The sequence below is a fragment of the Gluconobacter sphaericus NBRC 12467 genome (genome assembly GCF_006539125.1).
In the GTDB taxonomy this organism is placed as follows: Bacteria; Pseudomonadota; Alphaproteobacteria; order Acetobacterales; family Acetobacteraceae; genus Gluconobacter; species Gluconobacter sphaericus.
The window spans coordinates 1-22,717 of record NZ_BJMK01000028.1 but is presented as its reverse complement, the minus strand read 5'-3'; the positions used below and the strand labels follow the sequence as shown (position 1 = coordinate 22,717).

21 protein-coding genes and 1 pseudogene are annotated in these 22,717 nt (G+C 60.1%); 7 read left to right on the top strand and 15 right to left on the bottom strand.

What is annotated here, in order from left to right; all coding sequences use genetic code 11:
* Positions 1 to 99: 99 nt before the first annotated feature.
* Together GSP01_RS12010 and GSP01_RS14935 are read right to left on the bottom strand one after the other, a co-directional pair.
* A complete protein-coding gene (locus tag GSP01_RS12010) occupies positions 100 to 423 on the bottom strand; it encodes a putative hydro-lyase (RefSeq protein WP_141353866.1) in 324 nt (107 codons plus the stop codon).
* A 223-nt stretch (positions 424 to 646) separates the two neighbouring features.
* Entirely contained in the window at positions 647 to 820 is a 174-nt protein-coding gene (locus tag GSP01_RS14935) for a hypothetical protein (protein ID WP_218023663.1), read from the bottom strand.
* Positions 821 to 917: 97 nt separating this feature from the next.
* Between GSP01_RS14935 and GSP01_RS12005 the strand changes: the two genes are divergently transcribed.
* The 3 genes from GSP01_RS12005 (at position 918) to GSP01_RS11995 (ending at position 3,678) form a co-directional block, all read left to right on the top strand.
* Positions 918 to 1,964, top strand: a complete 1,047-nt coding sequence (locus GSP01_RS12005) for an MFS transporter (RefSeq protein ID WP_228123841.1) — start codon at positions 918 to 920, stop codon at positions 1,962 to 1,964.
* Between the two features lie 35 nt (positions 1,965 to 1,999).
* Entirely contained in the window at positions 2,000 to 2,653 is a 654-nt protein-coding gene (locus GSP01_RS12000) for a DUF2848 domain-containing protein (protein ID WP_141353863.1), read from the top strand.
* Positions 2,654 to 2,733: 80 nt separating this feature from the next.
* Positions 2,734 to 3,678: a hydroxyacid dehydrogenase gene (locus GSP01_RS11995; protein ID WP_141353861.1), complete on the top strand. Its 945-nt coding sequence runs from the start codon at positions 2,734 to 2,736 to the stop codon at positions 3,676 to 3,678.
* Between the two features lie 48 nt (positions 3,679 to 3,726).
* Here the strand turns inward: GSP01_RS11995 and GSP01_RS11990 are convergent, their stop codons facing one another.
* Both GSP01_RS11990 and GSP01_RS11985 read right to left on the bottom strand, forming a co-directional pair.
* Positions 3,727 to 5,295 (bottom strand): hydantoinase B/oxoprolinase family protein, encoded by a 1,569-nt coding sequence (locus GSP01_RS11990; RefSeq protein ID WP_141353859.1) that lies wholly within the window; start codon positions 5,293 to 5,295, stop codon positions 3,727 to 3,729.
* Entirely contained in the window at positions 5,295 to 7,385 is a 2,091-nt protein-coding gene (locus GSP01_RS11985; protein ID WP_141353857.1) for a hydantoinase/oxoprolinase family protein, read from the bottom strand. Before GSP01_RS11985 ends, GSP01_RS11990 begins: the two co-directional genes overlap by 1 nt.
* A gap of 75 nt (positions 7,386 to 7,460) precedes the next feature.
* Here GSP01_RS11985 and GSP01_RS11980 point away from each other — a divergent pair, with 75 nt between their 5' ends.
* Positions 7,461 to 8,024 carry a winged helix DNA-binding protein gene (locus tag GSP01_RS11980; protein ID WP_141353855.1) on the top strand — a complete coding sequence of 188 codons (564 nt, stop codon included), beginning with the start codon at positions 7,461 to 7,463 and terminating at the stop codon, positions 8,022 to 8,024.
* Positions 8,025 to 8,034: 10 nt separating this feature from the next.
* Here the strand turns inward: GSP01_RS11980 and GSP01_RS11975 are convergent, their stop codons facing one another.
* Genes GSP01_RS11975 through GSP01_RS11940 form a run of 8 tightly spaced genes read right to left on the bottom strand, consistent with a single transcriptional unit; the run spans position 8,035 to position 16,478 of the window.
* Positions 8,035 to 8,436 carry a hypothetical protein gene (locus tag GSP01_RS11975; RefSeq protein ID WP_141353853.1) on the bottom strand — a complete coding sequence of 134 codons (402 nt, stop codon included), beginning with the start codon at positions 8,434 to 8,436 and terminating at the stop codon, positions 8,035 to 8,037.
* Positions 8,433 to 9,803 carry an acetyl-CoA carboxylase biotin carboxylase subunit gene (accC, locus tag GSP01_RS11970; protein WP_141353851.1) on the bottom strand — a complete coding sequence of 457 codons (1,371 nt, stop codon included), beginning with the start codon at positions 9,801 to 9,803 and terminating at the stop codon, positions 8,433 to 8,435. The genes GSP01_RS11975 and accC overlap by 4 nt, the downstream gene beginning before the upstream one ends.
* Positions 9,796 to 10,248: an acetyl-CoA carboxylase biotin carboxyl carrier protein gene (locus tag GSP01_RS11965; protein ID WP_141353849.1), complete on the bottom strand. Its 453-nt coding sequence runs from the start codon at positions 10,246 to 10,248 to the stop codon at positions 9,796 to 9,798. The genes accC and GSP01_RS11965 overlap by 8 nt, the downstream gene beginning before the upstream one ends.
* Positions 10,249 to 10,273: 25 nt before the next feature.
* Positions 10,274 to 11,038, bottom strand: a complete 765-nt coding sequence (locus GSP01_RS11960) for a LamB/YcsF family protein (RefSeq protein WP_141353847.1) — start codon at positions 11,036 to 11,038, stop codon at positions 10,274 to 10,276.
* A gap of 34 nt (positions 11,039 to 11,072) precedes the next feature.
* Positions 11,073 to 12,044: a 5-oxoprolinase subunit C family protein gene (locus GSP01_RS11955; RefSeq protein ID WP_141353845.1), complete on the bottom strand. Its 972-nt coding sequence runs from the start codon at positions 12,042 to 12,044 to the stop codon at positions 11,073 to 11,075.
* Complete coding sequence (gene pxpB / locus GSP01_RS11950; protein ID WP_141353842.1) at positions 12,041 to 12,682, bottom strand: 5-oxoprolinase subunit PxpB; 642 nt, start codon at positions 12,680 to 12,682, stop codon at positions 12,041 to 12,043. The genes GSP01_RS11955 and pxpB overlap by 4 nt, the downstream gene beginning before the upstream one ends.
* Positions 12,679 to 13,920, bottom strand: coding sequence for an MFS transporter (locus GSP01_RS11945; RefSeq protein ID WP_141353840.1), 1,242 nt, complete (start codon positions 13,918 to 13,920; stop codon positions 12,679 to 12,681). Before GSP01_RS11945 ends, pxpB begins: the two co-directional genes overlap by 4 nt.
* 50 nt (positions 13,921 to 13,970) lie before the next feature.
* The gene (locus GSP01_RS11940; protein WP_141353838.1) at positions 13,971 to 16,478 is read right to left on the bottom strand and encodes a TonB-dependent receptor plug domain-containing protein; all 2,508 of its coding nucleotides are present in this window, start codon (positions 16,476 to 16,478) and stop codon (positions 13,971 to 13,973) included.
* Positions 16,479 to 16,732: 254 nt separating this feature from the next.
* Between GSP01_RS11940 and GSP01_RS11935 the strand changes: the two genes are divergently transcribed.
* Complete coding sequence (locus GSP01_RS11935; protein ID WP_141353836.1) at positions 16,733 to 17,623, top strand: LysR family transcriptional regulator; 891 nt, start codon at positions 16,733 to 16,735, stop codon at positions 17,621 to 17,623.
* A gap of 7 nt (positions 17,624 to 17,630) precedes the next feature.
* Here the strand turns inward: GSP01_RS11935 and GSP01_RS11930 are convergent, their stop codons facing one another.
* Together GSP01_RS11930 and GSP01_RS11925 are read right to left on the bottom strand one after the other, a co-directional pair.
* Entirely contained in the window at positions 17,631 to 18,959 is a 1,329-nt protein-coding gene (locus tag GSP01_RS11930) for a CapA family protein (protein WP_141353834.1), read from the bottom strand.
* A 180-nt stretch (positions 18,960 to 19,139) separates the two neighbouring features.
* Positions 19,140 to 20,015: a LysR family transcriptional regulator gene (locus GSP01_RS11925; RefSeq protein WP_141353832.1), complete on the bottom strand. Its 876-nt coding sequence runs from the start codon at positions 20,013 to 20,015 to the stop codon at positions 19,140 to 19,142.
* 177 nt (positions 20,016 to 20,192) lie between these two features.
* Here GSP01_RS11925 and GSP01_RS11920 point away from each other — a divergent pair, with 177 nt between their 5' ends.
* Positions 20,193 to 20,621 carry a VOC family protein gene (locus GSP01_RS11920; RefSeq protein ID WP_141353830.1) on the top strand — a complete coding sequence of 143 codons (429 nt, stop codon included), beginning with the start codon at positions 20,193 to 20,195 and terminating at the stop codon, positions 20,619 to 20,621.
* A gap of 10 nt (positions 20,622 to 20,631) precedes the next feature.
* Positions 20,632 to 21,933: a Zn-dependent hydrolase gene (locus tag GSP01_RS11915; protein WP_174787598.1), complete on the top strand. Its 1,302-nt coding sequence runs from the start codon at positions 20,632 to 20,634 to the stop codon at positions 21,931 to 21,933.
* 338 nt (positions 21,934 to 22,271) lie between these two features.
* Here the strand turns inward: GSP01_RS11915 and GSP01_RS11910 are convergent.
* A pseudogene (locus GSP01_RS11910) lies at positions 22,272 to 22,717 on the bottom strand (transposase); the annotation flags it as partial.

Sequence of the window (22,717 nt, the reverse complement as noted above, 5' to 3'; positions counted from 1 at the left end):
TTCAAGACGCAGACCGAAAACGCCCCAAAGAACCGTCAATCAAACCGCAAAGACCTAGAAATTACCGGCCAAGCACATCAACCAACGGTTCTTCGATCCCTACACTTCGTCTGTTAAAACTCCATCCCGCCAGACGCGGTAAAGCGGCAGGTCGGTCCGGATGTCGAGGTTACGTCCCAGCGCCGGGGTATCATATTCGCCGGGTTGGGACATGCCGACGAGGGGGCAGGGCTTGGGGTTCAGGCGGCAGAATTCTGCGAAATCATCGGCATATGCTTTGGGGAGGATGACCAGATTGGCCTGGATGAAACCTGCGGCCATGCCTGCGGTGACGGTTCCGGCCGTGTTGGACCGGCACAGCGCGCGGACGTCTTCGGGCGATGTGTGGAAAAGGGGAGGGATCGGCAAAGCGGATTCAGGCATCGTTTGCGTCCTTGTTCGCGGCAGACAGGCCGGGCGATGGCAGTGATGGTTCCGGGAGGCTAACAGTCGTTGCGTTCTGGATTCAAATCATCAAAATAAATGTTGATGTATAAATATCCGTTATGGACCTTTTTGCGCTTAAATCTTTTGACGGCATTGCAGTGGAATGTTCAGAATGAATGATCCGGAATAAAAAATCCGACGCTTTTGGATATTGTATGCATCATGAAACGAACTGCTTCTCAGGCGCCCGGCAGGCTGGATCTTCCGTGAGCGGATGTTCTGGCGCATGACGACGTCGCCTGTGCGTCTTGCTCTGGGGAGCGCGATCGGGACCACGTTCGAATGGTATGATTTCATGGTTTACAACACGCTTGTGGCGCTCGTGTTCAATCATGTCTTTTTTCCTGAGGCGCTGCCGTGGATGGGCACCCTTCTGGCGTTCTCAACCTATGCCGTGGGATATGTGTCGCGGCCTTTGGGCAGTGTGATCTTTGGTTGGCTCGGGGACCGGACGCAGGCATGTTCTCATGCTGACGCTGGCGCTTATGGGACTGACGACGGGTCTGATTGCATTGTTGCCCGGTTATGCGCGGCTTGGGGCGATCAGTCCGGTTCTGCTTGTTCTACTGCGGTTTTTGCAGGGGATCGCATTAGGCGGAGAGTGGGCCGGCGCGCTCCTTCTGACGGCAGAACAGAATTCGGAAACGGCGATGGGCATGGGGGCGACATGGTCCCAGCTTGGGCCTGGGCTTGGAACGGTTCTGTCCGCAGGGGTGATCTGGGGCGTGACGCGCTCCATGGATGTCGCGTCTTTTCAGGACTGGGGATGGCGTCTGCCGTTGTTTCTGAGCCTGCTGCTTCTGGCGGCCGGATGGGTGGTCAGGTCTTCCCTTTCAGAGCCGCCCCAGTTTGCCGAACGCAAAGCGCGGGGTGAGGTTTTGGCCAACCCTGTGGGCGCGGTTCTGCGTCATCATGGGCGCTCCCTGCTGATCGCCGCCAGTACCCGGATCGGGCCAGATGTCCTGTATGCGCTGCTGACGGTTTTCAGTCTGAGCTATGTGACCCAGACAGGGGAGCTCACGCGGTCTGCGGCGCTGATGGCCGTGTTCGCGGGATCGGCCTGGGGAGTGATCGTCACACTGCTGGCGGGGCGGTTCAGCAACTGCTGGGGGGCGAAACGGATTTTCCTTGTGGGGACGGTGTGCGCCCTGCCTGCCGCGTTTGTGTTTTTCTGGTGTGCGGCTTCCCATCAGGCGCTCCTGCTGGGCTTCGGGATCTGTCTTGGGCTTTCGGTTCACGCCATCATGTATTCGGTTCAGGGCGCGCTCATCAGCCAGCAGTTTCCGGTCGAGGTCCGCTATTCCGGCTCTTCGATCGCCTATACCTGCGGCAGCCTTGCGGGGGGCGGGGCTTTTGCGCCGCTCATCATGGTGACGCTGTTCAGGGCGACGCATCTCGAACTGTCGATTTCTCTTTATGTGGTTGTGGCACTTCTGGTTTCCGGTGCGGGCGCGATGCTGGCCCGCGGGACGCGCTGAGTGTGTCTGACTGATTCCAACAGGAACGTTGAAATATGGAAATTTTCTATCCCGATCTGACTGCGGTCAGGGAGGTTATTGTGGCGGGCTGGGCCGGGCGGGATGCGGCGGATGTGCAGCATCATATTGACGAGCTGGCTGCCCTTGGGGTGGCACCGCCTTCGGACGTGCCGCTGTTTTACCGGGTCGGGCATGAAACCCTGAGCACTGCGCCTGTGATTGATGTGTTGGGCAGCCAGACTTCGGGCGAGGTCGAGCCGGTTCTGCTGCGGACGCAGAGCGATCTTCTGGTGGGGGTGGGATCCGACCATACGGATCGTGAGAGTGAAGCCTATAGTGTGGCGTTGTCTAAGCAGGCCTGTCCCAAGGTCGGCGGTCGGACTTTCTGGCGGTTTGCGGATGTGGCGGATCGATGGGACGAGATGGTGCTGCGCTCTTTTACGGCTGAAAGAACGCCCTATCAGGAAGGTCTTGCGGCGTCTCTGCTCAATCCGCTGGATCTGGTGGCGCGCTGGGAACAGCGTGAGGGCCGGGTCTTCGGGCCTGGGAGCCTGATGTTCTGTGGAACCGCTCCTACACTCAATGGGATTGTCCGGACGGAGAGCCTTACCGTCGAGCTGTCTGACCCGCGGACCGGGAGTGTGCTGTCGCATCAGTACTCCATTCGGGAGCTTCCCGTGGTTGCGTGAAGGGGCTTTTGGGCATGGACAAGCGGGAGCGGTATGCCATCATTCCCCCTTGCGCTTCTTTACCTTGGAAAACCAGCACTATGAGTTTGTGTTTCATTACACAACAGATCCATCCTGATGCCGTAACCTGTCTGAACGAGGCCGGCATCACGACCCGTTATGCCACGGAACCCTCGATGGAGGCGGCGATTCGCGAAATCGGCGACGCGGATGCAGTGATTACGCGCGATCTGGGACTGAGCGAAGAGGCGCTGCGCGCCGCGCCGAAACTGAAAATCATTTCCTGTCACGGCTCCGGTACCAACCGGATCGCCAAGGCTGCCGCCGCGGAACGGGGCGTTCTGGTGACGAATGCACCTAATACCAACAGTCGGTCCGTTGCGGAAATGACGATCGGGCTTCTGCTGGCGGTCATGCGGCGTCTGTGCGAGGCGGATCGTGCCGTGCGGGAGGGGAACTGGGCGTTTCGTTATACAAATAACGGCACGGAACTGCACGGACGGACGATCGGGCTCGTGGGGTTCGGCGCCATTGCCCGGCATGTCGCACAGGTTGCGGGGCACGGGTTGGGAATGCATGTCGTGGCGTGGTCTCCGAGCGTTCCGGCCGAAGTGTTTGAGGCCGCGGGTGTAGAGCGGGCGGAGAGCCTTGAAGATCTTCTGGGCGTCTCGGATGTGCTGTCACTGCATCGTCCGGCGCAGGGGAGCGGTCAGCCCACGATTGACGCTCAGGCGCTGTCCCGCCTGAAGAAAGGCGCGGTTCTGATCAATACCAGCCGTGGCGGGGAAGTGGATGGTCCTGCGTTGGCGAAGGCTCTGGAGACGGGGCATGTTGGCGGAGCGGGGCTGGACGTGATGTCACCCGAGCCTCCGCTGGCGAATGATCCGTTGTTAAGGGCGCCGAATGTGGTTCTGACGCCGCATATCGGTGCGACGACGGAACAGGCGCTGCGCCGTATGGCCATGCTGTGTGCGTCGCAGGTTCAGGACGCGCTTGCTGGACGTCTGCCGCCGCACCGTCTCTGAAGAGTTGAGTTCCGCGCCCTTCCGTTTCGGGAAGGGTGCGGAAGACGCTCAGAGAGCGCCGAGGCCGCCGCCGCCCGGTGTCATGAGGACGAGAACATCGTTCGCTTCCAGAACCTGAAGGCCTTTGCCTGCAAGCTTCCGGCCTGAGGCGGTTTCGACCCTACCTGCCGCGCCGTCCTGTCCGCCGAGTGCGCCACGTGCCGGATGATCGACGCGGTCAAATGCGGCCAGCAGCTCGAAGGGCTGTTTCTGGGTGGTGCCGATCTTCATAATCTGCCCGTCGCCACCTTTTGTCTGGCCCAGACCGCCGCTATTTTCGCGCAGTTCTTTTTCCCAGAAAATGAGCGGGCACTGGATTTCCGCAATTTCAATCGGGGTGCCATGCACGCCGGATGGAAAGGCCGTGGCGGACAGGCCGTTCAGGCCGGGCCGGGCCCCGGTGCCGCCATTGGTCGTGATGGCGAGCGCGTAGGTCTGGGACGTGGTTGCTCCCTTGGGGAACCACTGTCCGCGCACGGCAATGTTCCACAGGCAGGATGTGCCTTCTGCCGGAACGCGCTCGGGCAGGGGCGTGCGGAGGCATCCGAACACCATGTCCGGCAGCATCTGTCCGATGACATGCCGCGACGAAACGGGGGCCGGGCGCTGGGCGTTCAGGACGGAACCTTCTGGTGCCTCGACGTGATAGGGAGCCAGTGAGCCTGCGTTGTTGGGGACATCCGGCGAGATCGCGCAGGCCAGCCCGAAGACCGTATAGGCGCGCGTATAGGCCATCGGGACGTTAATCCCGCGCCCGACAGCCGGCGGGGATCCGTCATAGCTGACGCTGACGCGTCCCTCTTCGACTGTGAGCTTTGCCTTGAGCGTGAGCGGGGCATTGTAGCCGTCGATGGTCATTTCATGGGACCATGTGCCTTGCTGAAGACCTGCTATCTTGTCGAGGACGGCCTGGCGGGAGCGTTCGATGATGAAATCGGCCAGCGGTTCGAGGCTGTCGAGATGGAACTCGTCCATCATGTCGCACAGGGCGCGGACGCCGACATCATTGCAGGCTGCCAGAGAGTAGGTATCGCCTTCCGTATCCACCGGCAGGCGCGTATTGGCGCGGATCATGGCCATCAACGTCTCGTTGACCTGTCCCTGATCAATCAGCTTGAGCATCGGGATCGAGAGGCCTTCCATGAAGACGTCCGTTGCTTCCGGCCCGTTGCCCAGACCGCCGATATCCATCAGATGGCTGGTGCAGGAAAACAGTCCGATCAGACGGCCTTTGTGGAACGCCGGGGTCGTGATGACGAAATCGTTGAGATGCCCCGTTCCCATCCACGGATCGTTCGTGATGTAGGCGTCGCCCTCTTTCATGGTCGAGACGGGGAAGTGACGCAGAAAATGGCCGACGGATTCCGCCATGGAATTGACGTGGCCCGGCGTGCCCGTCACGGCCTGCGCGATCATCCGGCCTTGCAGGTCGAAAATACCGGCCGAGATGTCCTCGCATTCGCGGACGATGGGGCTGAAGGCGGTGCGGATCAGAACCTGGGCCTGTTCGCCGACCACGGCAATCAGGCGGTTCCACATGATCTGGAAGTCGATTTCCTTATGGGAGTGCGCGCTCATCAGACGGCGTCCTTCATGTCCAGAATGATGTTGCCGCTGCCGTCCAGATGGGCGGTGTAGCGGGAGGAAACGTAGGTCGTGGTTTCTTTTTCGGCGATCAGGGCCGGGCCTGGGACACGGCTGCCGGGTCCCATGTCCATCCGTTCGTAGACCGGGAGGGCGACATGCGTGCCGGTCGCGCCGTCGAAAAGTTTCCGGATGTCGGCGGAGACTGCGTCATGCAGGGCCGGGGCGGCCTTGAATGGCGGGTATTTCCGCGGGGTGGTTGAGACGCTGACGGACCAGTTCAGGATTTCGACAGCGGCATGGGGGATGACGCGGGCAAACTGACGGGCATATTCCGCTTCGAAGGCGTCCCGCAGGGCCGAGAGATGGTCGCTGCTGATGGCGCCGTCGGGCAGCGTGACGATGATTTCGTGTCCCTGTCCCACATAGCGCATGAAGGCTGCGCGCCGGATGTGAAGCGTTTCCGTCCGGGCGTCGTCCTGCACCATACTGTGCGCGGCCTGCGTCATGTCGTCGAGTAGAGCCGAGACTTCCGCTGAATTGAAGCTGTCGTCCAGACGCATGGGGAAGGAACGAACCAATTCGAACGAGACGGGGGCGGCGAGGAAGCCCACGGCCGAGCCGACGCCTGCGTTCGAAGGAATGACGAGGCGCCGGATTCCAAGCTTTTCCGCGACGCGCGCGGCGTGAAGCGGGGCTGCGCCGCCGAAAGCGATCATGGTATGGTCGCCGATGACGGCGCCACGTTCGGCGGCATGGACGCGCGCCGCACTGGCCATGTTTTCGCACACGATTTCATAGACCGCATGGGCGGACATTTCTGCCGACAGCCCAAGCGGGGTGCCGATATCGGTCAGAAGCGCTTCGGCCGAGCGATCCGGCTGGAGCTGGATGCTGCCGCCCGCGAAATTCTCCGGGCGGATCAGGCCGAGCATCACGTCCGCGTCCGTAACGGCGGGGCGCGTGCCCCCCAGCCCGTAACAGGCGGGGCCTGGAACGGAAGATGCGCTTTCCGGCCCCACAACGACGCGCTTCATCGCATCCAGATGGGCGATGGAGCCGCCGCCCGCGCCGATTTCGACCATTTCGATCACGGGAATGCGCAGAGGCAGGCCGGAGCCTTTCATGAAGCGGGCCGTGCGGTCTACTTCAAAGAAACGGGAGGATGCGGGTTCGCCGTCTTCGATCAGGCAGACCTTGGCGGTTGTGCCGCCCATATCGAAGGACAGGACGCGGTTTTCGGCCAGACGCTCGGCGCATTGGGCGGCGAAAATCGCACCACCCGCCGGGCCGGATTCCACCAGGCGGACGGGGAACTGGCGCGCCGTTTCCAGCGCGGTCAGGCCGCCGCCGGAGGTGACGAGATAGAGCGCCCCCCCAAACCCCTTGGCGTCAAGGGCTTCCCGCAAGCGCCCCAGATAGCCCGCCATCAGGGGCTGGACATAGGCGTTCGCCACTGTGGTGGAGGTGCGTTCATATTCCCGTATTTCGGGGCAGACGTCGCTTGAAATGGAAATAGTGATGTCCGGCATCGCCTCCTGAAGAAGCACCTGTACGCGCCGTTCATGGGCCGGATTGGCATAGGCATGAAGGAAGGCCACCGCGATGCTCTCGACGCCAGCGTCGCGAAGCTGGGGCACGAGAGCCATAACAGCGGCTTCATCCAGGGGAAGCTGAACGGTGCCGCGGGCGTCCATGCGTTCGGGGACGGTGAAGCGCAGGTCGCGGGGGACGAGCGGGCTGGGCTTTTGCAGCATCAGGTCATACTGGTTGAAGCGGCTTTCGGTGCCGATTTCCAGAATGTCGCGGAAGCCCTGCGTTCCGATGAGGGCCGTGCGGGCGCCCCGGCGTTCGATGATGGCATTGGTCGCAAGGGTCGTGCCATGCACGAAGACTGTCACGTCGGGAAAACGTAGTCCGGCATCTTCGATCACGAGGCCGATGCCGCTCATGACTCCTTCTTCGGGAGCAGCTGGCGTGGTGAGGACCTTGCGGGTCAGACGTCCCTGCGGTGTCTGGAGGACTACGTCCGTGAATGTGCCGCCGATATCAGCGGCGAGACGGATTTGTGAACTGTCGACCATGCCTGTGTTTTCCGTATCGGGTTAGAGTGCAATAGGATATCGGGAAGAGATGTTGGCTGACGGAGAGGACGAGCCATGAAAGTTGGAAAAGCCGGAAGCCGCGCGCCAGTAATTCCAGATGTTGCGGATATGGAACGGGCCTTCATCGTGTCGTCGTCGCATCTCGCCGTTCCGGGAAATGAGGATCTGAGCGAGTTCGAATTTGCTCTTACTGTCGTGAACCATGCGTTTCATCGCTGGATGGCGCGGGGGATGGCGGCGGCGGGTCTGCCGGATCTCTCGGCGCTCGACACGCTCATCCTGCACAGTGTCAATCACAGGAACCGGGAGAAAAGCATCTCGGATCTGATGTTCACCCTGAATCTGTCCGAGAGGCATTACCTCAACTACGCGATGAAGAAGCTCGACGAACACGCGCTGATCCAGCGTGAGCGCCGGGGCAAGGAGGTTTTTGTCAGCACGACACAGAAAGGGCGCGACGTCTGCCTCGAATACGCGCGTCTTCGTCGGATCTGTCTGCTGGAGCATATTCCCCAGAACCGGGAAGTTGGGGATGTCACGATTGCCGAGGTCGCCAAGGCGTTGCGTGTGCTGACGGGATTTTATGAACAGGCATCCCGCTCCGCCGCGTCTCTCTGAACGTGGCGTCTCAGCCATCCGGGTGAATCCGGAAGAGCACGTCGTGATAGCCCACGACGCCGCCATCCCCGACCAGTGCTGGGCCGAGTGTGCCGTCCGCTGTGGCCGTGACGGGCAGGCGGAGGGGGCCTGCCTCGACAAATCCTACTATCTCGCCAGAGCGAACCGGGTGGGTTTCGTCCAGGCCGTTTGAGCGGAACACGCCCATCTCGGGGCTGGGAACGGGCGTATCTTTCGCTTTTGCGGGGTAGGAAATAGGGGGCGTTTGTTCCGGATTGCTGGTCGGTGCGGGGGGCAATGTCAGGGCAAGCGCACCCGCCCCATTTTTCAGAGAGACATGACGGACGTCGTGACGTCTCATCCGGTCAACGAGTTTGGGCAGGTCGTTCAGAAGGTCTTCAAGAAAAGTCATGGTGCGGACTTTCGCATGAGGGCTTCGAGATAATGCACGCTGACACCGCCTTCGCGGACGCCGGGTTCGTTCATCAGGCGCAGATGTAGCGGTGTGGTGGTGGCGATGCCGGTGATCTGCATTTCCGAAAGGGCAGCATGCATGCGGTTGAGGGCATCCGTACGGTCCGTGCCGTGGACGATCAGCTTGGCGATGAGGGAGTCGTAATTCGGCGGCACAACATAGCCGTCATAGAGATGCGTATCGATACGGACGCCGGGGCCGCCGGGCGCACGCCAGCTTTGGACTTTCCCGGGGGCCGGGCGGAAGCTCTCGGGGTCTTCGGCGTTGATGCGGCACTCGATGGCGTGGCCTTGCGTGCGGATGTCGGCCTGGGTGAAGGAGAGGGGCTCTCCCATCGCGATCAGGAGCTGCTCGCGCACAATGTCGATGCCGGTCGTCATTTCCGTAACGGGGTGTTCGACCTGAAGGCGGGTGTTCATCTCGATGAAAGAAAACGCACCGTCTTCGTACAGGAACTCGAAAGTGCCTGCGCCGGTATAGCCCATCAGCGTGCAGGCGTTTGCACAGCGCTCGCCCAGTTCGGCGATGGCCTGCGGGTCGATGCCGATTGCAGGGGCTTCCTCGACCAGTTTCTGGTGACGGCGCTGAATGGAGCAGTCCCGCGCGCCGAGCCAGACGGCATTGCCCTGCCTGTCGGCGAGAACCTGCATTTCGATATGGCGGGGATGCTGGAGGAAGCGTTCGGCATAGACCGACGGATTGCCGAAGGCGCGTCCTGCTTCTTCACGGGCCGTTTCGATAGCGTCGCGGAGGTCTGCTGCGGTCATCACCACGCGCATGCCGCGCCCGCCGCCGCCGCCCGCCGCCTTGACGATCAGCGGGTAGCCAATGGCGTCGCAGATCGTCTGGGCTTCGGACAGGTCGGTCGGCAGGGCGTCTTCCGTACCGGGCAGGCATGGGACGCCCGAGCGGCGCATCTGCTGCTTGGCGCTGATTTTGTCGCCCATCAGGCGCATGATGGCGGCAGTGGGGCCTGCCAGCGTACGACCTGACTGTTCCACCGCTTCGGCAAAATCAGCGTTTTCGGACAGGAAGCCGTAGCCGGGATGGATGATGTCGGCATTTGTCAGTTCGGCGGCGCGCAGGACGCGGGCAGCGTCCAGATAGCTGCCGGATGCCGCTGCCGGGCCGATGCAGATCGTTTCGTCCACGAGGCGCAGATGTGCGAGGCTGGCATCGGCTTCGGAATGGAGGCCGATGCTGTGCAGGCCGAGCAGGCGGCAGGCGCGCGTAATGCGCAGGGCGATTTCACCGCGATTGGCGATCAGGACACGACGGGGGACGGACACCGCGGGCTCACGCATCGAGTGGCTCCACGGTAAAGAGCGGCGTTCCGGGGGAAACAGCGTCTGCATTCGCGGCCAGCACGGTGACGATCCGGCAGGGGAATTCGGCCTCGATGCGGGAGAGTGTTTTCATGACTTCGAGAATATAAAGCGGCTGTCCTTCCGCTACGATGTCGCCAGCTTTGACGAAGGGCGGCGCATCCGGTGCCGGAGAGGCGTAGAACTGGCCGTGCATGGGGGCGTCGATTGTTGTTTCGGCTTTGGGCGGCGTGGAGGCTTTTTCGGGGACGGGAAGCGTAGCGGCTGCGGCCGCCGGGGCCGGACTCGTCGACCCTGGGCTGTTGTCCTGTTCCCCGCGGACCAGGCGGATATGTTCGCCGTCGCGGGAATAGTCGAGTTCGGTAATGCCCAGCGCCTGCATCCGGGCCATCAGGGCATCAAGGGTCTTGAGATCGGGGATCATGGGACGGTCTGTCTTCCGGTCTGCTTCAGGTCAGGGCGCGCAGGGCAATGCCGGCAGCTTCGAAGCCCGCGCGGACCTTGCGGGCGACGTCCACGGATTCCGCGTTGTCGCCATGGACGCAGATCGTATCAATGCGGGTCGGCAGCATTTTGCCGGAGATGGTTTCAATGGCGCCGTTCTGAACCATTCGGACAGCGCGGGCGGCTGCGAAATCGGCGTCATGCAGGACCGCTCCCGGTTCCTTGCGCGACACGAGATGCCCGTCTTCCGTATAGGCGCGGTCCGCGAAAATTTCCGAGAACACGGTCAGGCCCCGCTCGCGTCCAATGCGTTCGAGATGGCTCAGGGCGATGGCCATGATGGGAAGGTTCGGGTCTACAGCCTTGACCGCATTGACGATGGCCTCGGCGATGGCGGGGTCGCGTTCGGTCAGGTTGCCCAGTGCACCATGGGTCTTCATGTAGGTCATGCGATGACCCGAATAGGTGGCGAGGGCCTGGGCCGCACCCATCTGGTAGGCCACGATCCGTTCGATCTGCGCGGGCGTGAAGGGCATGACGCGGCGTCCGAAGCCCCACAGGTCCGGGAAGCCGGGATGAGAGCCGACAGAGACGCCTTTTTCGCGTGCGATACGGAAGGTCTCGGCCATGACTTCCGGGTCGCCGCCGTGAAAGCCGCAGGCGACGTTGGCGGAGGTCACGATGTCCAGCATCGCGCTATCATTGCCCATTGTGTAATGGCCGAAGCTCTCGCCGAGATCAGCGTTCAGGTCGATGGTTTTGACGGTCATGGTTTGGAACTCCCGGACATGCAATTACAGGGCATCAGAAAACGAGCTGTGTGCGGAGTGTGGCGATAGCGGCAGCAAGGCGCTTCAGATCTGCAGCCTCCTGCCGAATGATTTGCACTGCGTCATCGCGCGTGATGGTTTCGAAATGGACGGGTGCGCCGACGACTGTCTGGGACAGCAGGCGCAGGTCCGGCGCGATGACGGTGGCGATTTTTGGATAGCCGCCGCAGGTATTGGCATCCATCATCTGGATGATCGGCTGGCCTGCGGGCGGCACCTGAACGGTTCCGGGCAGAATGCCGTGGGAAAACAGGCTGAGTGGCCGCGAGAGTTTCAGGGCGTCCTGCCCTTCCAGCCGATAGCCCATGCGGTTTGCGCTGGGGGTCAGGGTCCAGGCTGCGGCGTGGAATGTTTTCAGGCTTTCGGGCGTGAAGACATCGTGTTCGGCTGCGGGCAGGACGCGGATCCGGGTGCCGTCTGCTGGGGGAACCGGGCAGGGGCGCGCGAGGCCGTAGCCTGTGGCGGGCATGCGCAGTGTGGAGGCTGCGAGGCAGGAGAGGCGGTCGCCTTTCTGAAGGGCGCGCCCCTCAAGGCCGCCGAAGCCACCTTTGAGATCCGTCGAGCGCGCCCCCAGAACCGGGGGAACGTCCAGACCTCCCCGGAGCGTCAGATAGGCCCGGGCGCCCTGTTCTGGCGCGCGGAGCGTCAGGGTCTGGCCTGGTTTGGCGGTGATGGCCCAGTCGCGCGGGAGTTTCAGGTCGTCGAGCGTGGCGGGGCAGGCGGCACCAGTGACGGCAAAGGACGTCTCGGCGTGAAAGCGCACGCGGAAAGGGAAAAATACGATCTCGATCCCGGCAGCGTCGACCGGATTGTCGAGAAGCAGGTTGCCGTGGCTCAGGGCCAGACGGTCCATCGCACCGCCCTGCGCCACACCCATGGCCATGGCGTGAGGACGGCCGAAATCCTGGATGGTGTTGAGGGAGGAGCCGGTCAGGATTTCGATCATGAGGCCCTCACGAAACGGACGGTATCGCCCAGCCGCAGCAGGCCGGGATCGGGACGGAAGGCGTCGAACAGGCACAGATCCGTCCGGCCGAGGATATGCCAGCCCGACGGCGAGGTGCAGGGCATCACGCCTGCGTGGCCGCCGCCGATGACCACAGCCCCTTCCTCCACCCGCAGACGCGGGGAGTCGCGGCGGGGAATGGCCAGACGCGCGTCCAGTCCGGTCAGGTATACGAAGCCTGCCATGGCGCCGATGGCGGCAACGCTGTAGCGTGTGGCCATGTGGGCGTTGATGGTTTCTTCTTCCGTCAGGTTGGCGAAGCGGGCGACGAGCGCCAGATCTTCACCGAATTCACCGCCATAGACGACCGGCACCACGATTTCGCGGGACGGTACTTCGTCGGCGGAGGCCTGTGTCCAGACGGTCCGGAGCAGCTTTTCCATGGCGGAAGGGTCAGTCTGTACGGCGTCGAACGTGACGAGAAGGTTGTTGACGCCGGGAATCGTCTGCAGGACGTCCGGCCGGGTGTTCAGTTCGCGGCTGGTGGCCCAGATGCGGCGCTGTGTCGTGTCGCTGAACGGGCCGTCGGCGGCGTCCAGCAGGAGGCCGCCCGCGCCTGCCATGTGAATACGGGTCATGCGGTCTGATCCGGTTGGGAGCGGCCATGGAATGGCCGCCGGGGAAGGAGGGCAGCGGCCAGCGCGCCGCACAGGATGATGACGCCCGTAATGTAGAAAACGCCGTGGAAATTGCCGGTGGCCTGAAGCAGGTATCCGGTCATGATCGGGGCCAGGATGCCGAGACCGTTGGAGAAGGTCAGGGTCAGGCCGGTCGCGGAACCGAGGACTTCATCTTCCACAAGCAGGTCCGCCAGAAGGGCCATGTTGGCTCCCGTGCCGCCTGCCATGAAAGCCATGGAGACGGCGAGGAGCGGAATGATGGTCGTGGCCGTTTCGCAGAGCGGTAGAAACCCCATGGAAGAGGCTAGAACGAGATACAGGCAAACGACCTTGCGCCGTCCTCCCAGAGAAAGGTTAGATCCGCGAACGAGCGTTTCGCCAACCTTTCCTGCCGTGATCGAGAGAATGGCCGCGCCGACATAGCAGTAGGCCGTGTACGCTCCAGACTGGGCGGTGCCGAGATGCAGGGTCTGGCGCATGATGATTGGCAGCCAGGACATCAGCAGGAAGTTGGCGTAATTGGCGCAGCACTGCGCGATTACGATGCCCCAGAAAGCCGAAGAGCGGAACAGGGTCGGCACCGAAATCAGGGAAAAGGATGAGGCCTGTGTGCCGCGTGCCGGGCGCGGATGGGTCAGGAGCCAGACCACGGACCAGACCAGACCCAGCGCGCCGAGCAGCGAAAACGCTGGGCGCCAGCCATAATGGGCAATCAGCCAGCCGCCCGATGCGGCACCGCAGGCCAGCCCGATGGGGATGCCACCGATAAAGGCGGTCATCATCAGGCCGCGTTCGTGTAGGGGAGCCCACGCACGGACGACCTTGTTACCGAGTGCGAAGGTGGGGGCCTCTCCGATGCCTAGCAGGATCCGGGTGGCGATGAAGGCGGGGACGGTGGCGGTCAGGCTGCCCAGAATCATGGCGAGCGACCACAGGGCTACGGCGGCCGCGCCGATGATCCTTACGCCGAAGCGGTCCAGAAGGATCGCGCTGGGCAGATTGAGAATGAAATAGGACCAGAGGAAGCTGGAGAGAACCCAGCCGGTTTCCCCTGGTGTGAGGGCGAATTCATGGGCGATCTGGGGCATGCCTACGGACAGGGCGGCCCGGTCTCCGTAGCAGATCACGCACATGGCGATGGTGAGGGCGTATATGACGAACCGGAAAGGCCGGCGATCTTCTGGAACTGTCTGCAAGAAATGCGCCTCTTTCCGGTGGATCTTAGTCGGTCTTTTTTGCAAAAGTCTTAGAAAGTCAGACCGGTCTGGATATAGTACATGCCGCCGTTGAAGCCGTAAGGCGAGTAGTAGGCGTATTTGTATTCGTTGAAGAGTGGTGCTGCGGTCGCCTTGGGGACGCGGGTCGGATATTTGTTGCCGAGATTGTTTGCGCCTACCGTGACGCTCCATTTCGGCAGGATCTTGTAGCTGACGGACATGTTGGTTAGGAAGGCCGGGCGCTGTTCCATTGGAGCGGCGGTCGGACTGGCGAGGAAGATGATGGAGCCGTAGCGCTGTTCCTGCACCATGACGTTCCACTTGCCGTAGTTCCAGTTGACCGTGAGGTTTTCACGGTTCTTGGGCGCGGAGTGCAGAAGCATCTCTTCGGCATAAGTGTTGAACGTGGACAGGCCCATGTTTGCCAGAACGGTAGGTGTCTTGTTGCGGCTGCGAATTTCGTTGTCGGAGTAATTGAACGTGAAGTCGAAGCGGAACGTACCGGCGCGTTTGGTGTGCAGGGTGTAGTTGGTGTCGATGTCTCCACCGAAGGTCTGGGTATTGACGGGGTTGGTGTAATAAGATGCGTAGGTCACGTTATTCAGGCCAGATGCGGCAAGAATGTCGGCAACACCTGAACCACCGAGGGTTGTTGTGCTGGCCAGACGGTCGTTGATCGCGATGTAGTAAAGATTGCCTGTGACGTTCCAGTCCTTGAGGGGGCTGGCATCGATGCCGATGGTGTAGTTGCGGGAATATTCACCCTTGATATGACCTGCTCCAAGCGCCTTTGCGGCGGCGCTGCTGTTGGGAAGCTGGTCCACTGCGTAGTTGGCGAAGGGCGCATTATAGAAATAATAGGTCTGGCCCAGTGTGGGTGGGCGGTAGCCGGTATTGATGCTGGCGCGGACGGCCCAGTGTTTATTGAAGTTGTAGCGGGTTCCGATCGAGCCGGTGGTTACAGTGGCGAGATGGCTGTAGCTCGTCGCACGGCCACCCAGGGACCATTCCCATTTTTTGGTGACGTAGAAATCGAGATTGACGTTGCCGTCATAGATGTCACGTCCGCGATTGGTTACGGCCAGCGGGACGTTACCGGCATGATCGGTTGCGCCTAAGCCGGTCCACGAGGCTTCTTCGCCTCCCGTCATCTGGAAGGTGTCACGCCGGTATTCTCCGCCAAAACGCAGGGCGATCGGCTTGGGCAGCCATGAGGTGTGGAAGAAGCGTGATCCGCGCAGGCCTGTGGAAAGCTGGGACGTGATGGTCTTACCATCATAGAAGTCGCGCGGGCTGGCGTCACCCAGAGATATGTTGTTGCTGTCGAGGGTGGAATAGGCCTGATCGTCACGGCCGTAATTGACGTAGGCGTCCCAGGCGAAACCGAATTTATGGGCCTTGATACCGTTGTCTGTTTCGAAGTCGTACTGATCCATCCCGATATAGGGCTGCGCGCCATTGGGCCAGAGATTGATGTTCGTTAGGCTGTTTCCGGCGCTGCGGTAAGTTTCGGCAACATGAGCCTTGCGATGGCTGAAGGTCGAAGTGCTGTAGAGGCTCAGGTTTTCGTTCAGCGGGATCGCCATGTTTTCGCTGATGGTTTCCAGCGTCGATTTCGGAATTCCGAGGCCGCGCTGCACATCACGGCTGGCTGTTTCGTTGCGGGAATCGCCGACCGGATAGAGCTGTCCAACAAAAAGGCCGCTGCGATTGGTGGGAAGCTGATGGGTGACCTGCGCTGCCAGATCGAGATAGCCTCCGTTTTTGCCTAGTGCTGTGGCCCAGTCTGCGTAACCGTTCAGCGCCTGTCCGTCACCGGCATAGAAGCCGCTGTTCTGGAAATTGATGGAGCCGCCATGGGTGCGCTGCTTGAGGACGATATTGACGGCGCCTGCCAGCGCATCCTGACCATAAAGGGCAGAAGCACCTTCGGTAATAACTTCGATATGATCGATCGCCGAAATCGGGATCAGGGAGATGTCGGTGGGTTCGGTGCCCCAGTTCGGACCGGCATTGGCGTTGAAATTTGCGCCGATATGGCGGCGATGTCCGTTAACGAGGATTAGCGTGTCATCGGCGGACTGGCCGCGAAGCTGCATGGTCTGGATAAAGCCACTGTTTCCGACGCCGGATTGTGGCGGGGACGTAATGGATGCCGAGGCCTGGGCGAGGGCCTGCATGACATTGGTCTGTCCTGTAGCCAGAAGCTGGCTGCCGGACACAACCGTAACCTGTGTGGTGCCGTGAACCGGGGTGGACGGGTTCATCACGGACTGGCCAGTGGAAGCCGTCCCGGTGACGCGCATCTCTTCCGGATCTGATCTCGAAATGATGGATGTCCTGCGAGGGGATGGTCTGGCAGGGGGCGCGGTGACGCGCGCAGAGGAATTCGCGACCCGTCGGTGCAGTTTGTGCGCGGACTGTACCTGTGTCGTCGCTTTGGCGGAGGCGGCCTGTGCGGGCGGACAGAACGACACGAGCGAGCTCAGGGCCGCGCCACACATCAGGAAAGCCTTAGGTCCAAAACACTTGCTCATGGGCATCCCCTTTTCCGGCCTGTATGCGGCTGGTCATCCGAATATATGCTTTTCATGAGCAAATCACACACATAACGGAACGACAACTAAAATGTTTTTCTCAAGGAACAGATTTTTCTTATCTGCTGAATTGTGCGGGAAACAGATTGTTTCGATCCTATGCTCGCTGGCTGCAGGGGCGCGGGCAGTGCTTGAATGGACAAAAAAAATGAGCAAAAGTTTTAACGAGAGAAAATTTTTGTGTTTGTCGAGTCATGATTCCCGAACTCAGAACATTTGTCGTTGCTGCCAGGACGGAGAGTTTTGCCGCAACAGCCAAGGCGATCGGGGTGACGCAGTCGGCGATCAGCGCCCAGATCCGGCGGCTTGAAGAAGAGCTCGGCTACGATCTTTTTGAACGCACGGGCCGGTCCGTAACGTTGACGGCAGCGGGGAGCCTCATCCTGTGTCAGGTGGACGATATCCTCTCGTCTTTCGAGGCGTTACGGGGGGCTGCACGGCTCAGGCCAGGGGCTGAACTGTTGCGGGTGGGCGCCATTTCAACTGTTCAGACCAGCCTGCTCGCTCCGGCCATTGCAGGCCTGCACCTTGAACTCCCGGACCTGAAAGTGCGGATTGTTCCGGGGATTTCCATGGGGCTGCTGGATCGTTTGGATGCGGGTGAACTCGATGCCGCGTTGATCGTGCGACCGCCTTTCGGGTTGATGCCGTACATGCAGTGGCACCCTGTTGTGCAGCAGGATTATGTCATGGTCGTTCCTGCGCATGTCGAAGGGGCGGACTGGCGGCGGATCCTCGAGGAACAGCCATTCATTCGTTATGATAGCCGTTCATTTGGAGGACGTACGCTCGATCGGTTCCTCAGAACGCAGGGCATTGCTCCGCATGAGGTCATCGAGACTGAAGAACTTCACACGATCCTGCAAATGGTTGCCAACAATATGGGGTGCTCGATTGTGCCCTATATCTTCGCGGTCAGCGTTGTGCCGAATATCCGCATTCTGCCGCTGGGAGATCAGAAGATCGGGCGGGAAGTGGGGGTCATGACCCTGCGTGGCAGAATGACCGAGGGGTGCAAAGTCCTGATCCGGCATCTGGATGAGGCGTCCCGAAGCAATATCCCCCCTCAGTCACGCATATCCTGAAAGGCCTTCAGGCTGTGGCGCGCCACAGAAGCACCGGATCATCCTCGGTTCCGCTCTTCTGAAAGCCGGTCCCGAAGGGCGTGGACAGAGCAGCAAATTTTTCCAGAATTTTCCGCCCTTCTTCTCCGTGGGCCAGAGAGGGCACCCCGCGCCTGTGGGCCGCCTGACCCAGACCAAGTGTGACTGGATGGATCTCCAGACTTTGTAGTTTTCCGTTGTGATAGGTGCCGATCGGCATGATGGTCTCCCAGAAGCGTGTCTCGGCTGGAAAACCTTTCACGTCGTTGTTGCTGCGGGCCTTGTAGAGCTGATGGGGCGTCAGGTCGGGACTTACGCGGTTCGCCATATACGATTCGATCGGGAGGCGCTCCACGAGCTCATTCTGCCCTATGAAGTTGCCCAGGCTGTAGAAGATCGGTTTGCCGTTATGGATTTCGAGGCCCCGCAACAGATGTGGTCCATGACAGGCAACAATATCCGCACCGGCATCGATCGCCTGACGGGCTGCGGTGACGAGGAAATCCGCCGGAATTTCCACGTCCAGTTCCCCGCTGGCGTTATAGCCGCTTTCATGCGCGTGAATGCTCAGAATGACCGTATCGGAAACCATCCGTGCTTCTGCGATCCAGCGATGCAGGGCCTGCGTGTCCGTCGGGTTGGGGGTGGTGGTGACTTTCGTTTCCTGACCGACCTGAAAGTTCAGGTTTTCAAAGGCGAGAACTCCGTCTGGGGCGGGAAAGGCAAAACCAAGCTGGATTTTGTCGTCTTTGACGCGCTGCAATCCCAATTTCCGGTAGATTTCCTTCAGGGATGTCATCTCATCGGCGGAAACGTAGTGCATCGTGCTGTAGCGTAACGGGTTGATGCCGGGACGTCCTTGCATCACGCTCGTCTGCATGGCTGCTTCCTGTCCTCTGGCGAAGGTGGAAGTGCAGGACAGCATGGAGACCGTACCTGTAGGATGTGTAAAATATGTTGGGCGTCTGGCATCTTCCAGATGAAGGCCGATCCCGGCGTGACGCAGATTCCGGCGGTTGAGTTCGTCCAGTGTTTTGCGCAGGCCTGAGATGCTGTAATCCAGCGAGTGATTGGTTGCTGCCGCAAAAAGGTCGAAACCTGCCTCTTTCAGTTCGTCCAGAACCCGGGATGAGGCGCCAAAATGCGTACCTCCCATATCGAGGGCTGGATCGCCTATGAAGTCATTGGGGACGAGTTCAAGATTGGTGAACGAAACGTCGCAAGCGCGGATCATGTCGAAAAGGGGCGACAGTCCCGGGTCAGTGCGGCTGTTGAGTTGCCGAAAGAGAATACTGTCACCCGTCAGGCAGATCTTCATCAGGCGGTCCGGAAAATTAGTTGAAAAATTGGTGCTTTGAGAAAAGCATTTCTGTGCGGTATGGTTATCGAAGATGCATAATGTGTCCAGTTTCAAGAGACTTTTTCCGGTGATGGTTTTCCCATTTTCACGATAAGGAAAAACCGTTCTTCTCCAGGATAAGGGTAAAACTATTGGCTCTTAGGAAGCAGGAAGAGGCTTCTGAAGAATTTCGAGCAGGCGGTTGAATAGTCTGAGACGCGGCGAGTTCCGCTGGATCAGAAAGCCCAGATTTCGGCAGGGAGCAGAGGCTGGGAGCGGGATTTTTTTTAGATGGACGCCTGCGGGCCACGGACGTGCCCAGTCAGGGACAAGCGAGACACCTGTTCCTTGACTGACGATGATGGCAATGGCGTCCAGTGAGTCGAGTTCAAGGCGTTCATGGGGCCAGATGCCTGATTTGCGCAGATATTCGTCAGCGAGGCGCCCGCCCCATTGCATTCGGTCATAGCGGATCAGAGGATGGTTTCGGAGAATTTCGTGGGGGTCCGTTTCCTGAATGGCTTCCGGGGCCAGCACGACCAAAGGCTCGGACCGGAGTGTCTGCCAGACCAGAGTTTTTGGAATTTCAAAAGGGGGCTCTACGATAAACGCTGCGTCGATATTGCCGTCCAGAACCGCATTATGCAGCCCGGATGAGGAACCGGGGGTAATATGCAGTTCGATTTCGGGGAAACATTCGAAAAAGCGTTTCAGATAGGGGGGGAGGAGGCCGTTCGCCGCGCTTGATATCGCGCCGATCCTCAGTGTCCCGACGGGTTTGTCACTCGCGGCAATGGCGCACAGATCCCGGACGCTCGTGAGGATCGCGCGACTCTGTTCGATGATGGCCAAGCCCTGTTCCGTTGGACGGACGTTACGCCCGTCGCGCTGGACGATTGGGCAGCCTATTTCGTCTTCGAGGGTGCGGATCCGTTGGGCGACGCTGGCAGGGGTAAGGCGGAGCTGGCGTGCCGCCCCCGCAAGCGACCCCTGTTCGATGACGATCAGGAAACTTTCGAGGAAGCGGGTGTCCATGACTGGATCTCCGAAGGGTCTGTTGGGGCAGTCGGAAGGCGACCGGATTGCACAGCATAACGCAGCGAAAGATATCAGACATCGGATTTACCTTCTTCTGAAGTCATATATTCGCATGATTGTTACGACAGCGAATATGATATCAGCGGATTTTTCCAGAAAAGTCATGGTGCAGTCATGGTTAATCCGTTTCATCTCGCATTTCCGGTCAATGATCTTGCAGCCGCCCGGACCTTTTACGGAACTGTTCTCGGATGCGCCGAGGGGCGGAGTACAGAAGCCTGGATCGATTTTGATCTATACGGGCACCAGATTGTCACACATCTGATCCCCGATGCCTGTCGCGCTCGCGGTGAAGGAGGTGCGGGCGCCGTAGACGGACATAACGTGCCTATCCCTCATTTCGGCGTTGTTCTGGACATGGAAGACTGGAAGGCTCTGGCGGAGCGTGTTCGCAGTCATGGCATTCCTTTTGGAATGGAACCGCAGATCCGTTTTGAGGGATTGCCGGGCGAGCAGGCGACGATGTTTTTCTGCGATCCGGCAGGGAATGCGCTGGAATTCAAAGCTTTTGCCAACATGCAGCAGCTTTTCGCCAAGCAGTAAAGGAGTGCTCATGTCCTGTTTCAGCCAGGCCGAAGCAGACCGTATGACGGGGCCTGTGGCGGATGTCGATCTCGGGTGCCATCTTTTCCGTCGTTTGCATGAGATCGGTTTTGACGGCCGTGGCATGACGCGGCCGTCTTACGGACGGGAAGAAAATCTCGCCCATGCCCTGTTCATGGAGGTGGCAGCGCAATACGGATTGGAGATGCGTCGTGATTGGGCTTCCAATCTTTATCTGACGCTTCCCGGGCGCGACCGGACCCTTTCAGTCGTCATGACGGGGTCGCATCTCGATACTGTTCCATGTGGCGGAAATTTTGATGGGGCGGCGGGTGCCGTGGCGGGTCTTCTGGTGCTCTGCGCCTGGGCGAAAGCGGGTTTTCGGCCTGAGCGGGACACGACGCTGATCGTGACACGCGCGGAAGAAAGTGTGTGGTTTCCACTGTCCTATTTGGGAAGCCGAACGGCTTTCGGACTGCTTGAGTCTTCCGCGCTCGAAACCCCGCGAAGCGACGATGGTTTGAGCCTGCGGCATCATATGCAGGACTGCGGCGCCAGTCCCGATCTGTGCGGAAAGGCGCCGGTTCTGGATGCCGCGAAAATCGACTGTTTCGTCGAACTGCATATCGAGCAGGGGCCTGTTCTCTTGGAAGCGGATGTTCCGGTGGGGATCGTGACCGGGATTTGCGGTAGCACACGGTATCGCTCGGCCGTCATTCATGGGCAGTATGCCCATTCCGGGGCGACGCCGCGTTGTTTCCGTTCAGATGCGGTGATGGCCGGGGCCAGCATGATGACTGCTCTGCATGATGCCTGGATAAAAGCGGAAGCTCAGGGAGAAGAGATGACCCTGACGTTCGGCGTCTGCCGGACCGACGAGACACAGGCGAATTTTGCGGCGGTTGCCGGAAGGCTGGAGCTTGTGATTGATATCCGTTCCCGGGATGAAGCGCTTCTCGAACGGATGAATGGACTTGTCATCGAACAGGCGTTTCGTGTTGAACGGGACCATCATGTCCGGGTGGAACTGGGACCAAGGACCCGCAGTGCGCCCGCCGTGATGGACGCGGCGTTGCAGGCCGACGCAAGGACTCTGGCAGCGTCGCTGGATATTCCTTTCGTTTCGATGGCAAGCGGTGCCGGACATGATGCGGCGACATTTGCCATGCAGGGTGTGCCTACGGAAATGCTGTTTGTGCGCAACCGCAATGGAAGCCATAACCCGGATGAAAGCATGGAGATGGATGACTTCATGCAGGGGGTGCGCCTGCTGGAACACCTTCTGCGCAAACGGGCAGGATCTGAGACCTGAATGACGGAGCTTTTCAGGCCCATCATTCAGGATCGTATGGGAAGGGTTACGAGGTCGAATTCCGTAACATCTTATGACCCTTCCCTGCGCTGACAATGTGCAGTTCGGCGCATGTAGCCGCTTGGGGGCAGGGTCACGCCCGATCAGCTTGAGTAGTAGTTTCCAGACTTTTTCGCGTGTTTCCGGCAGGATGAAGTTCACCACGTGGAGGGATCGAAGAACCGTTGATTGATGTGCTTGGCCGGTAATTTCTGGGTTTTGGCGCTTTGATTGACGGTTTTTGCGATGGCATCCGGTCTGCGCTTTGAGCGGATTGGGGGCTGTCCCCCGCTGGACGGCTACGCGCTCGCGATCAATCTTTCGAAGAAGAGTACGCGGCGCATGTTGTAGACGATATTGGCCAGGCCGATCCGCATGGTGGCCCGGGTGATACCGACAGTTCGGATGAACAGTCCCGTCTGTGATTTCTGATCTGCAAAGACATGCTCGACACGTGACCGGATCACGGACTTCCCTGCATTGGACCGCTGAATATGGAGTGGCATGGGTTTGAGGTGCGGCTTCTTCCTGTGAACCTTTGAAACAAAGCCCTGCTTTTCCATGAAGTCTTCGTTGGCTTTTGAGCGATAGGCTGTGTCAGCCCAGACATTTGAGGCCGTATTGGTTTTATCCAGCAGCCCTTCTCTCAATCGCGCACCATCACTGGCGGCGGCGTCCGTCGTCTTCCATTTCCGGATGAACCGGAACTTCCGGTCGATGGAACATGGGACTTGTAGCCAAAGAA

Excerpts from the sequence above, each read along its gene's own strand:
- GSP01_RS11960 (WP_141353847.1), bottom strand. The coding sequence starts at position 11,038 with ATGACCGTCAAAACCATCGACCTGAACGCTGATCTCGGCGAGAGCTTC.
- GSP01_RS11955 (WP_141353845.1), bottom strand. The coding sequence starts at position 12,044 with ATGATCGAAATCCTGACCGGCTCCTCCCTCAACACCATCCAGGATTTC.
- pxpB (WP_141353842.1), bottom strand. The coding sequence starts at position 12,682 with ATGACCCGTATTCACATGGCAGGCGCGGGCGGCCTCCTGCTGGACGCC.
- GSP01_RS11935 (WP_141353836.1), top strand. The coding sequence starts at position 16,733 with ATGATTCCCGAACTCAGAACATTTGTCGTTGCTGCCAGGACGGAGAGT.
- GSP01_RS11925 (WP_141353832.1), bottom strand. The coding sequence starts at position 20,015 with ATGGACACCCGCTTCCTCGAAAGTTTCCTGATCGTCATCGAACAGGGG.
- GSP01_RS12010 (WP_141353866.1), bottom strand. The coding sequence starts at position 423 with ATGCCTGAATCCGCTTTGCCGATCCCTCCCCTTTTCCACACATCGCCC.
- GSP01_RS11995 (WP_141353861.1), top strand. The coding sequence starts at position 2,734 with ATGAGTTTGTGTTTCATTACACAACAGATCCATCCTGATGCCGTAACC.
- GSP01_RS11990 (WP_141353859.1), bottom strand. The coding sequence starts at position 5,295 with ATGAGCGCGCACTCCCATAAGGAAATCGACTTCCAGATCATGTGGAAC.
- GSP01_RS11980 (WP_141353855.1), top strand. The coding sequence starts at position 7,461 with ATGAAAGTTGGAAAAGCCGGAAGCCGCGCGCCAGTAATTCCAGATGTT.
- GSP01_RS11920 (WP_141353830.1), top strand. The coding sequence starts at position 20,193 with ATGGTTAATCCGTTTCATCTCGCATTTCCGGTCAATGATCTTGCAGCC.
- GSP01_RS11940 (WP_141353838.1), bottom strand. The coding sequence starts at position 16,478 with ATGAGCAAGTGTTTTGGACCTAAGGCTTTCCTGATGTGTGGCGCGGCC.
- GSP01_RS11915 (WP_174787598.1), top strand. The coding sequence starts at position 20,632 with ATGTCCTGTTTCAGCCAGGCCGAAGCAGACCGTATGACGGGGCCTGTG.
- GSP01_RS12000 (WP_141353863.1), top strand. The coding sequence starts at position 2,000 with ATGGAAATTTTCTATCCCGATCTGACTGCGGTCAGGGAGGTTATTGTG.
- GSP01_RS11975 (WP_141353853.1), bottom strand. The coding sequence starts at position 8,436 with ATGACTTTTCTTGAAGACCTTCTGAACGACCTGCCCAAACTCGTTGAC.
- GSP01_RS11930 (WP_141353834.1), bottom strand. The coding sequence starts at position 18,959 with ATGAAGATCTGCCTGACGGGTGACAGTATTCTCTTTCGGCAACTCAAC.
- GSP01_RS11985 (WP_141353857.1), bottom strand. The coding sequence starts at position 7,385 with ATGGTCGACAGTTCACAAATCCGTCTCGCCGCTGATATCGGCGGCACA.
- GSP01_RS14935 (WP_218023663.1), bottom strand. The coding sequence starts at position 820 with ATGATTGAACACGAGCGCCACAAGCGTGTTGTAAACCATGAAATCATA.
- accC (WP_141353851.1), bottom strand. The coding sequence starts at position 9,803 with ATGCGTGAGCCCGCGGTGTCCGTCCCCCGTCGTGTCCTGATCGCCAAT.
- GSP01_RS11965 (WP_141353849.1), bottom strand. The coding sequence starts at position 10,248 with ATGATCCCCGATCTCAAGACCCTTGATGCCCTGATGGCCCGGATGCAG.